8 protein-coding genes are annotated in these 11561 nt (G+C 64.7%); all 8 read left to right on the top strand.

What is annotated here, in order from left to right:
* Positions 1–10 precede the first annotated feature (10 nt).
* The 8 genes from M1D32_RS10630 (at position 11) to uvrC (ending at position 11462) form a co-directional block, all read left to right on the top strand.
* Positions 11–790 carry a trans-aconitate 2-methyltransferase gene (locus tag M1D32_RS10630; RefSeq protein ID WP_458778655.1) on the top strand — a complete coding sequence of 260 codons (780 nt, stop codon included), beginning with the start codon at positions 11–13 and terminating at the stop codon, positions 788–790.
* A gap of 163 nt (positions 791–953) precedes the next feature.
* Positions 954–2726 carry an ABC transporter ATP-binding protein gene (locus tag M1D32_RS10625; protein WP_458782163.1) on the top strand — a complete coding sequence of 591 codons (1773 nt, stop codon included), beginning with the start codon at positions 954–956 and terminating at the stop codon, positions 2724–2726.
* Complete coding sequence (locus M1D32_RS10620; RefSeq protein ID WP_458778654.1) at positions 2723–4537, top strand: ABC transporter ATP-binding protein; 1815 nt, start codon at positions 2723–2725, stop codon at positions 4535–4537. Before M1D32_RS10625 ends, M1D32_RS10620 begins: the two co-directional genes overlap by 4 nt.
* Complete coding sequence (locus M1D32_RS10615; protein WP_458778653.1) at positions 4534–4914, top strand: GntR family transcriptional regulator; 381 nt, start codon at positions 4534–4536, stop codon at positions 4912–4914. The genes M1D32_RS10620 and M1D32_RS10615 overlap by 4 nt, the downstream gene beginning before the upstream one ends.
* Positions 4915–4962: 48 nt before the next feature.
* Positions 4963–7887, top strand: coding sequence for an excinuclease ABC subunit UvrA (gene uvrA / locus M1D32_RS10610; RefSeq protein ID WP_458778652.1), 2925 nt, complete (start codon positions 4963–4965; stop codon positions 7885–7887).
* 67 nt (positions 7888–7954) lie between these two features.
* Positions 7955–8671, top strand: coding sequence for an HAD hydrolase-like protein (locus tag M1D32_RS10605; RefSeq protein WP_458778651.1), 717 nt, complete (start codon positions 7955–7957; stop codon positions 8669–8671).
* The gene (locus M1D32_RS10600; RefSeq protein WP_458778650.1) at positions 8658–9326 is read left to right on the top strand and encodes a lysophospholipid acyltransferase family protein; all 669 of its coding nucleotides are present in this window, start codon (positions 8658–8660) and stop codon (positions 9324–9326) included. The genes M1D32_RS10605 and M1D32_RS10600 overlap by 14 nt, the downstream gene beginning before the upstream one ends.
* A gap of 90 nt (positions 9327–9416) precedes the next feature.
* The gene (uvrC, locus tag M1D32_RS10595; protein WP_458778649.1) at positions 9417–11462 is read left to right on the top strand and encodes an excinuclease ABC subunit UvrC; all 2046 of its coding nucleotides are present in this window, start codon (positions 9417–9419) and stop codon (positions 11460–11462) included.
* Positions 11463–11561: the final 99 nt, after the last annotated feature.

Raw genomic sequence — 11561 nt, 5'->3', positions numbered from 1 at the left:
GACAGATGGCATGAAATGGGATCCGGCAAAATACGTCCAGTTCGGTGATTACCGTGACCGGCCGTTCTTCGACCTGACGGGCAGGGTCCACGCGGAGTCGCCGGTGCAGGTGGTGGACCTGGGGTGCGGACCGGGAAACCTCACGGCCACCCTCGCGGAGCGCTGGCCGGAAGCGGACGTTGTGGGGCTGGATTCCTCGGCGGAGATGCTGGCCAAAGCCGAAGCAGTGGCCCAGGAAACGCCCTCCCTGCGGTTCGGCCTCATGGACATCGCTGAGTGGATGCCGGCCGCGGAAACCGGGGTGGTGGTGAGCAACGCAGCACTGCAGTGGGTTCCCGGCCACCAGGACATGATGCGTTCCTGGCTTGCGGCGCTCCGTCCGGGCTCGTGGTTCGCCATGCAGGTCCCGGGAAACTTCAACGCACCGTCCCATGCGCTGATGCGGGGGCTCGCCGGGTCCTCCCGGTGGGCGCCCAAACTGCGGGGGCTGCTGCGGGGTGGCGAGTCGGTGGGTGAGCCCGCGGACTACCTTCGAATACTGCTCGACGCCGGCTTCGTTGCGGACGCATGGGAGACCACTTACCAGCAGGTGTTGCCCGGCCCGGATCCAGTCCTGGAGTGGGTCCGAGGCACAGCACTGAGGCCCGTCCTGGCGGTCCTGCCGGCGGAGGAGGGCGCCGACTTCGAGGCCGAATATGCGGCGGCCCTCAGGGATGCCTACCCGGCCGGACCCCACGGAACCGTCTTTCCCTTCCGCAGAATCTTTGCGGTAGGGCGCAGGAGCAATTGAGGAACGTCCATTCGCTGGATGTTCTCTACAAGCGTGTCATGCGGTGTGACACCAAAAGGTAAGTGATGTGGCTTACAATTGCGGAATTGGCCAATGGGGGAGGCCGCTACCGCCTTTGACGGCTTCCCTGACCGCAGGTGGAGGTATGGTGCTGATCGCATTAATGAGGCGGCTGTTGGCGGACCACAAGCCTGCCGTGACCGCCATCGTTCTGCTGCAGCTGGTTCAGGCCGGGGCGAACCTCCTGTTACCCACCGTCAACGCCGCCATCATTGACGACGGAATCGTCGCAGGCGACACCGGCGTCATTTCCCGCCTTGGCGCCGTGATGGCCGCGATCGCCGTTCTCCAGGCGGGGGCCGCCGTCGCAGCGGGATACCTCGGAGCCGTTGTTGCGATGAGGATGGGACAGCGGCTTCGGGGGGACATCTTTGCAAGGATCCAGTCGCTGTCGTCCCAGGACGTTGCCGTCTTCGGGACACAAAGCCTGACCACCCGCGCCACCAATGACACCCAGCAGATCCAGGCGTTCGCTGTGCTGGTGTTCACCATGCTGGTAGCCGGACCGGCCATGGGGGTGGGCGGCGTGGTCCTGGCACTGCAGCAGGACCTGGCACTGTCATCGGTGGTGATCGTCATTGTGCCGCTGCTCCTGCTGATCATGTACCTCATCGTCCGCAAGCTGATCCCGCTGTACCGGGAGGGACAGGACCTGCTGGACCGTGCCGGGGGAATCCTCCGGGAGCAAATTATCGGCGCCGGTGTCATCCGCTCCTTTGTCCGCCAGGACCATGAGGTGCGCCGCTTTGCCCGGGCCAACGGCAGCCTCACTGCCAATAACCTCCAGTCCGCGCTGCTGGTTGCCGGCATGCTCCCGCTGGTCATGCTGGTGGTCAACATTTCCTCGGTGGCCGTGGTGTGGTTCGGGGGACACCGGATCCAGGCCGGCCTGATGAACATCGGGGCCTTGACAGCGTTCATCGCTTATATCCTGCAGATCCTGCTGGCCATCATGATGTCCATGTACGTCCTGATGACGGCACCCCGTGCGGAGGTCTGTGCGGAGCGGATCAGCGCCGTCCTGGACACCGAGCCATCTGTACGGGAACCGTTGCAGCCAAAACCCCTCCGCCCGGGGACGGCGGACAGTCCCGCGACTGACCCTGGCGTCCAACCGGACCGTACCGTGCCGCCCGGGACCTTGGAGTTCAGCGACGTTTGTTTCTCCTATCCCGGTGCGGAGGAGCCCGTCCTCGCCGGCATCAGCTTCACCGCACGCCCCGGCACCACCACGGCGATCGTTGGTTCCACCGGCAGCGGGAAGTCCACCCTCCTCAACCTGATACCGCGCTTCCTCGATTCCACGGCCGGAAGTATCCGCTTGGGGGGCGTGGACATCAAGGACGTTTCGCTGGACAACCTGCGCGCCTCGATGGCGATAGTTCCCCAGCATTCCCACCTCTTCACGGGCACCATCGCAGACAACCTCCGCATCGCCGCTCCGGACGCCACGGACGAGGAACTCTGGGCGATCCTCGAAACTGCCCAGACCATGCGCTTTATGCGGGACCTTCCGCTGGGCCTTGCCACGCCGCTGGGCCAGGGCGGCACCAACCTCTCCGGCGGCCAGCGGCAGCGGCTGTGCATTGCCCGCGCCCTGCTCCGCAAAACGTCCCTGTACCTGTTCGACGACAGCTTTTCGGCCCTGGACTACGACACGGACACCAGGTTGCGGCAGGCCCTGCAGACCACGCTTGCCGGCGCGACGGTGATCGTGGTTGCTGAGCGCATTTCTGCCGTGGAAGACGCAGGACTGATCCTGGTGCTCGACGGCGGCCGCCTCGTCGCTCAGGGGACGCACCAGGAGTTGCTGGAGATGTCCGCCACCTACCGCGAAATAGCCGACTCCCAGCTGGCACTGGATGGACCCGCATGACTGAGGCGAGCGCCGCCGAGCAGACCCCGGTAAAGTTCTGGCCCACCGCGCGCCGGCTCCTCGCCTTGCTGCGGCCCTTTCGCCGGCGCATGCTGGGCGCAGTTGCCGCCACCTGCGCCTTTGCCGGACTGAACGTCGCCGCGCCCAAGTTTCTCGGCGACGCCACCGACGTCGTGGAGGAAGGCGTCCTTCGCGGTTCCCTGGACGAGGAAGGACTGGGAGTCCTCCTCGGGGGCGTGGCGCTCATGTATGTGTGCGCGTCCCTTTTCAACTGGATCCAGGGTGCGCTCTCCGCCCACTCGGTACAGGGACTGATGTACGGCCTGCGGGAGTCGGTTGAGGAGAAACTGCACCGGCTCCCGGTGCACTACTTCCGGGAGCGTTCCAGGGGCGATGTCCTCAGCCGTGCCACCAACGACATCGACAACATCACCCAGGCGCTGAACCAGCTCCTGACTCAACTGATCATGTCCTTCCTGTTGCTGTGCGGTTCGCTGGCCATGATGCTGTGGATATCACCGCTTCTGGCGGCGATTGCCATCGCGACGGTTCCCTTTTCCGCGCTCATTACCGTGCTGGTGGCCAGGAAGTCCCAGACACAGTTTGCAAGGCAGTGGACGGAGACCGGCGAACTCAATGCGCACGTGGAAGAGTCCGTCACCGGTCACGAGGTCATCAAGGCGTTCGGGCAGCAGTCACAGGCAGTGGAAGTCTTCGCCCGGAGCAACGAGCGGCTCGCGCGGGCCGCTGCCAAGGCCCAATATTCTGCCGGGATCGTGCAGCCACTGATGGTCCTGATGTCCAATCTCAACTACATCGCGGTGGCAGTGGTCGGTGCCCTCCAGGTCATTGCTGGCGCCATGACCATCGGCGGCATCCAGGCCTTCATCCAGTTCAGCAGGCTCTTTACCCAGCCTGTCGGCCAGATTGGAGGCATGCTCAACCTCATGCAGTCCTGCATGGCTTCAGCAGCCCGTGTCTTCGCCCTGCTCGATGCGGGGGAGGAGCCCGCGGACCCGCCGGCACCGGATACGGTCACTGCGTCGCGCGGCCGCATCGTTTTTGATGACGTGACGTTCAGCTATCCGGACGCAGCGCCGGCGGTCCGCAACCTCACCTTTGCGGTGGAGCCGGGCCGGACGGTGGCGATTGTTGGTCACACCGGTGCGGGCAAGAGCACGGTGATTAACCTCCTGCTGCGGTTCTGCGAACCAGGTTCAGGACGGATCAGCATCGATGGGACGGACACCGCGGCCATGTCCAGGGACTTCCTGCGGGGGCAATTCGGGGTAGTGCTCCAGGACGCGTGGCTCTTTGCCGGCACCATCCGGGAGAACATCGCCTATGGAAATCCCGGCGCCGCAGAGGCCGACATCCAGGCGGCGGCGGAGGCCAGCTATGTGGACCGCTTTGTCAGGTCCCTGCCCCACGGGTATGACACCGTGCTGGAGAACGGCGGCGACGGGCTGAGCCAGGGCCAGCGGCAGCTGATCACTATCGCCAGGGCCCAGTTGGCCGGCCGGGCGGTGCTGATCCTCGATGAAGCAACGAGTTCGGTGGATTCAAGGACAGAACTGCTGATCCGCCAGGCCATGAAGCGGTTGCGCCGCGGCAGGACCAGCTTCGTAATTGCGCACCGTTTGTCCACGGTGCGCGACGCTGATCTAATCGTGGTCATGGACCACGGACGCATCGTTGAGCAGGGCAGCCACCAGGACCTCCTGGCTGCCAACGGCTACTACGCACGCCTTTACAACGCCCAGTTCGCCCGGCAGGCAGGACGGTCCGGGGTTCTCGAGGCCGGCATTTGAGCCCGGCATCCGGCTTCCCGGGCTCATGGAAGCCGAACGCGGCCAGCTCCGTACCGCTGTTCGAGCAGCTGCGGCTCCAGGTCATTCACCTGGCCGACGGCGGGAAGCTGCCGCCGGGCACCCGCCTTCCTGCCGTGAGGGCACTGGCGGAGCAATTGGACGTCGCACCGCATACGGTGGCCAGGGCATACAAGGAGCTCGAGGCGGCCGGCGTCGTGGCCACCCGCGGGAGGAACGGCACCGTAGTCTGTGCGCGTGACGAACGTCTCGGTGGACTTTCCGAAGCTGCGGCAGCCTATGCTGCCGCGGCGAAAGCCCAGGGTGCCTCGTTCGCCGAGGCGGTGCAGCTTCTGGCGGCAGCGTACGACGGCGCCTGACGGGCTCCCGCGTGGAGGTTCGAAGAAGTTTTCGATTAGCATTAGTGGGTGCCTAAAGCCGTAGCTGAAGAATCTGCCATCCAATCCGTTGAAGTCGCCGTAGCCAAAGCTGCGCCGCCGAAGCGCCCGGACCTCTCCCGCCTCGTTGTCAAGGGCGCCCGTGAGCACAACCTGCGCAACGTGGACCTGGACCTGCCGCGCGACGCCATGATCGTCTTCACCGGTTTGTCCGGCTCCGGCAAGTCCTCGCTCGCCTTCGACACCATTTTCGCTGAGGGCCAGCGCCGCTACGTCGAATCCCTCTCCGCCTACGCCCGGCAGTTCCTGGGCCAGGTGGACAAGCCCGACGTCGACTTCATCGAGGGGCTGTCGCCGGCCGTCTCCATCGACCAGAAGTCCACCAGCAAAAACCCCCGCTCAACCGTGGGAACCATCACCGAGATCTACGACTACATGCGTTTGCTCTGGGCGCGTGTCGGCCGGCCGCACTGCCCCGTATGCGGGGAGCCCGTGGCCAAGCAGACGCCGCAGCAGATCGTTGACCAGCTTCTTGAGCTGGACGAGGGCACGCGTTTCCAGGTCCTCGCTCCCGTGGTGCGTGGACGGAAGGGGGAGTTTGTCGACCTCTTCAAGGAACTCACCGCCAAGGGGTACTCCCGTGCCCGCGTGGACGGAAACCTGGTCCAGCTGAGCGACCCGCCAAAGCTGGGCAAGCAGTTCAAGCACACCATCGAAGTTGTGGTCGACCGCCTGGTCGTCAAGGAAGGCATCAGCCAGCGGCTGACCGACTCCATCGAAACGGCCCTCGGCCTCGCCGAGGGCCGGGTCCTGGCGGAATTCGTGGACCTGGACGCTGACGATCCCCACCGGCTCCGGGCGTTCTCCGAGAACCTGGCGTGCCCGAATGAACATCCGCTGGCCATCGACGAAATCGAGCCACGGTCGTTCTCCTTCAACAATCCCTTCGGCGCCTGTGCGGCCTGCAGCGGCATCGGCACCAAGCTGGAGGTGGACGAGGAACTCATCGTCCCCAACCCGGAACTCTCGCTCTCCGAGGGTGCCATCGCTCCCTGGTCCCTGGGTACGGCCACCACTGAATACTGGAACAGGCTCCTGGAAGGCCTCGCGAAAGAACTCGGCTTCTCCATGACTACGCCGTGGGAAAAGCTGGGCAGCGACGTCCGCCAGACGGTGCTGCACGGCAAGGACCACAAGGTTGTGGTGCAGTACAAGAACCGGTTCGGACGGGAACGGAAGTACAGCACCGGCTTCGAAGGTGCCATCCAGTACGTCCACCGCAAGCACGGCGAGACCGATTCCGACTGGGCCCGCGACCGCTACGAAGAGTACATGCGGCAGATTCCCTGCCCTGCGTGCAACGGCGCCCGCCTCAACCCCGCTTCCCTGTCGGTGCTCATCAACGGCAAGTCCATTGCCGACGTCGCCGCCCTCCCCATGCGCGACTGCGCTGAATTCCTGAACAACCTGGTACTCACCGGCCGTGAGGCGCAGATCGCGCACCAGGTGCTCAAGGAAATCCAGGCGCGGCTGACCTTCCTGCTCGACGTCGGACTGGAATACCTGAACCTTGAACGGCCGTCCGCCACCCTCTCCGGCGGCGAAGCCCAGCGCATCCGGCTTGCCACCCAGATCGGCTCCGGCCTGGTGGGTGTCCTGTATGTCCTCGACGAACCCTCCATCGGGCTGCACCAGCGCGACAACCGACGCCTGATCGACACCCTTACCCGGCTCCGGGACATGGGCAACACGCTCATCGTAGTGGAGCACGACGAAGACACCATCCATGTGGCGGACTGGGTGGTGGACATCGGACCGGGGGCCGGCGAACACGGCGGCCAGGTAGTCCACTCCGGCTCGTACAAGGAGCTGCTGGAAAACACGTCATCGCTGACCGGCGACTACCTGTCCGGGCGCAAGAAGATCGAGGTTCCGAACAAGCGCCGGAAGTATGACAAGAAGCGCGAACTGAAGGTCATCGGCGCCCGGGAGAACAACCTCCTCAACGTTGATGCCGCGTTCCCGTTGGGCCTCTTCACGGCCGTCACCGGCGTGAGCGGTTCCGGCAAGTCCACCCTGGTGAACGAAATCCTGTACAAGGTGCTGGCCAACAAGCTCAACGGCGCCAAGCAGGTGGCCGGCCGGCACAAGACCGTCCAGGGCCTGGAGCACCTGGACAAGGTGGTGCACGTTGACCAGAGCCCCATCGGCCGCACGCCGCGCTCCAACCCGGCCACGTACACGGGCGTCTTTGACAACATCCGCAAGCTTTTCGCGGAGACCACTGAAGCGAAAGTCCGCGGCTACCTTCCGGGCCGGTTCTCCTTCAACGTCAAGGGCGGGCGCTGCGAAGCCTGCTCCGGTGACGGCACCCTGAAGATCGAAATGAACTTCCTGCCGGACGTGTATGTTCCGTGCGAGGTGTGCCACGGCGCCCGGTACAACCGCGAGACTCTGGAAGTGCATTACAAGGGCAAGACCATCGCGGACGTGCTCAACATGCCCATCGAGGAGGGCGCGGAGTTCTTTGCCGCCTTCTCTCCGATCGCGCGCCACCTGAACACCCTGGTGGACGTAGGCCTGGGCTACGTCCGCCTTGGCCAGCCGGCAACCACGCTGTCCGGCGGCGAGGCCCAGCGCGTCAAGCTCGCAGCGGAACTGCAGAAGCGTTCGAACGGCCGCAGCGTCTATGTCCTGGACGAGCCCACTACGGGCCTCCACTTCGAGGACATCCGCAAGCTGCTGATGGTCCTGCAGGGCCTGGTGGACAAAGGCAACACGGTGATCACCATCGAACACAACCTGGACGTCATCAAGAGTGCCGACTGGATTGTTGACCTTGGTCCAGACGGTGGCTCGGGAGGCGGACAGATTGTCGCTTCCGGTACTCCTGAGCAGCTGGCCAAGTCCACCACCAGCCACACTGCGACTTTCCTCGCCGAAATCCTGCCGTAAGGAGCGAGGTATTCCCCGGCGGGTATGCGAGTTTCAGGCATGCGTGCTGTCGTGAGAAACTAACCCGGTGACTCAAACAACAGTGCCCGTGATCTTTGACCTGGACGGCACTCTTGTCGACCCGGCCGGTGGGATAACAGATGGAATTGCTTCGGCCCTTCGCGGGCTGGGGCTTCCGGTTCCCGGCCAGGACCTGCTCGAAGCGATGATCGGCCCCAAGCTGAGCGACTCGCTGCTCAACGTGGCCCAGGTACCGGCGGAATTCCTGAACGACGTCATCCGCCGCTACCGCGAGTATTACGTGTCTACCGGAATCGCCCAAGGCAAGCTGTACCCGGGTGTCCGGGAGGTCCTGGAGTCCTTCGTTGCCGCAGGCCGGCCCATCGCTGTGGCAACCCAGAAACCGCAGGGGTTGGCCCGCACGGTGCTGGAGCACCATGGGATCGACGTTTTGTTCCACGGCATCCACGGCTCGGCAGATGATGAATCCGCCGTGAAAGGCGTTCCGCTGGGAAAGACGGAGATCATTGCGGCCGCCTTGAAAGACCTGGGCACGCAGCACGCGCTGATGGTCGGGGACAGGGCCCAGGATGTCGCCGGCGCCATTGCCAACGGCCTGGACTGCATCGGCGTTGCTTGGGGCTTTGCCCCTGACGGGGAACTGGAAACAGCGGGAGCCGTGGCTGTGGTGGAAACCGCCGCGGAGCTGGTGGGCACCATCGACCGGATACAGGCCATCCACACGGCCGCCATGAGCGAGGTGACGAACGATGGCACTTTTTGATGCTGTCCGCTGGACCACGCGAAGCCTGATCTCCGGCTCCTGCCGCCCCACCGTCATCGGGCTGGAAAACGTTCCCACCGACGGTCCGTTTATTGTGGCACCCAACCACCTCTCCTTCTTCGACAGCGTCATCGTCCAGGCGCTGATGCCGCGCCCGGTGGCCTTCTTCGCCAAGGCCGAGTACTTCACCACCGGCGGCGTCAAAGGCAAGGTCATGAAGTCCTTCTTCGAATCCGTGGGCTCCATCCCCGTGGAACGCGGTGAGCAGGCCGCCAGCGTCCAGGCGCTCAGGACCCTTCTGGACATCCTCGAGTCAGGCAAGGGCATCGGGATCTACCCGGAAGGCACCCGCTCCCGGGACGGCATCCTCTACCGCGGACGCACCGGCGTAGGGTGGCTGGCGCTGACCACCGGAGCCCCGGTGATCCCGGTGGGCCTGATCGGAACGGAAAACCTGCAGCGTGCAGGCGAAAAGGGCGTCCGGCCGCAGCATTTCACCATGAAAGTGGGGGAGCCGCTGTACTTCGACAAGACGGGACCGGACCATTCGCTCCCGGCGCGCAGGGAAGTCACCGACCGGATCATGGACGCCATTGCCGAACTGAGCGGCCAGGAACGCTCCACCAGCTACAACCAGAGCAAGATCACCGAGTAGGAAACCGCCCGGCCTCTTGTCAAGGCCGGCAATGCATGGGGGAGCCGCCTCGTGGCAGAGGTACCCGGTGCGCCTCAGTAGAATGGATAGGTGGCAAATCCAGCAAGTTACCGCCCCCAGACGGGCGAGATTCCCACCAACCCGGGGGTCTACCGGTTCCGTGACCCCAACGGGCGGGTCATCTACGTCGGCAAGGCGAAAAGCCTCCGCTCCCGGTTGAACTCGTACTTCGCCAACCCGGCCGGATTACTGCCCAAGACCTATGCAATGGTCCACGCGGCCAGCACTGTGGAATGGACCGTGGTGGGCAGCGAGCTGGAATCGCTGCAGCTGGAATACACCTGGATCAAGGAATTCAAGCCCAGGTTCAACGTGGTCTTCCGCGACGACAAGACCTACCCCTACCTCGCGGTGACCATGGGTGAAAAGTACCCGCGCGTGCAGGTGATGCGTGGCGACCGGAGGAAGGGCACGCGCTACTTTGGCCCCTACACCGCTGGTGCTATCCGGGAAACCATGGATACGCTGCTCCGCGTCTTCCCGGTGCGCAGCTGCAGTGCCGGTGTCTTCAAGCGCGCCGAGGCAAGCGGGCGGCCCTGCCTGCTGGGGTACATCGACAAGTGCTCGGCACCCTGCGTGGGCCGGATCTCCCCGGACGACCACCGCGCCCTTGCCGACGATTTCTGCGCTTTTATGGGCGGGGAGGCGAAGCGCTTCATCGCCAAGCTCGAAAAGCAGATGGCGGAAGCGGTAGCCGAGCTTAACTACGAGCGGGCGGCCCGGCTGCGCGACGACATCGCAGCGCTGCGCAAGGTCTTCGAGCGGAATGCCGTGGTGCTGGCGGAAGACACCGACGCCGATATTTTCGCCCTGCATGAGGACGAACTGGAAGCCGCAGTGCAGGTGTTCCACGTCCGCGGCGGCCGGGTCCGCGGCCAGCGCGGCTGGGTGGTTGAGAAGGTGGAGGATTCCACCACGCCGGACCTCGTGGAACACCTCCTGCAGCAGGTCTACGGAGATGAGGGGCACGGCCACGGCAGGCTGCCCCGTGAAGTCCTGGTGCCGGTCGCGCCCAGCAATGCCGCGGAACTGACCGAGTGGCTGGGCGGCATGCGCGGGGCCAAGGTTGATATCCGGGTACCGCAGCGGGGGGACAAGGCCGCCCTCATGTCCACTGTGCGCGAGAACGCCGAGCACGCGTTGAAGCTGCACAAGACCCGCCGGGCAGGGGACATTACAGTGCGGTCGCAGGCGCTCCAGGAACTGCAGGAAGCGCTGGACCTTCCGGTGCCCTTGCTCCGCATTGAATGCTTCGACGTCTCCCACGTCCAGGGCACCAACGTGGTGGCCTCGATGGTGGTGGTGGAGGACGGACTCCCCAAGAAGTCCGACTACCGGAAGTTCTCCATCACGGGCGCCGCGGCCACCGATGACACTGCTGCCATGCACGACGTCCTGACCAGGCGGTTCCGCCATTACCTGCAGGACAAGTCGGCGCAGGTGGACGAAGCCGTGCTGAACTCGAGCGCCGACCAAGCGGACCCGGTTTCACCGGGGCAGCTGCAACCGGGGGAGCTGGAACAGGCCAAGGACGTTGCCCTGCTGGACACCACCACGCCGACGCCACGCGCCAAGTTCGCCTACCCGCCCAACCTCGTGGTGGTGGACGGCGGCAAGCCCCAGGTCAACGCCGCCGCCCGGGCGCTGGCAGATCTGGGCATTGACGACGTCTACGTTGTGGGCCTGGCCAAGCGCCTGGAGGAAGTCTGGCTGCCGGACAGCGACTTCCCGGTGATCCTGCCCCGGACATCGCAGGGGTTGTACTTGCTGCAGCGGATCCGTGACGAGGCCCACAGGTTCGCCATCTCGTTCCACCGGCAGAAGCGCGGGAAGGCCATGACTGTTTCCGCCCTGGACGGGGTGCCGGGCCTCGGCGCCTCCAAACGCAAGGCTCTTTTGGCGCACTTTGGTTCCGTGAAGGGAGTCAAGGCGGCTTCGGTGGCGGAACTTTCCGAAGCCAAGGGGATTGGACCTGCCCTCGCCAGCGCCATTGTCAACCATTTCTCCGCCAGCGGACCGGAGGCAGCCGCCGAACCCGCCATCAACATGACCACCGGTGAAGTCATCGAAACCTAGCAGACACTGCTGAAACTTAGCGGTGTTCAAAGAATCTTAGCTAGGGTTGAGGGCGGGGTGTCGGCCGATGCGGCCCGCCCACAAACCACGAGCAGAAAC

The organism is Arthrobacter sp. D3-16 (assembly GCF_054408515.1).
The sequence above is the reverse complement of the archived record's forward strand: the minus strand, read 5'-3'. Positions and strand labels throughout refer to the sequence as shown.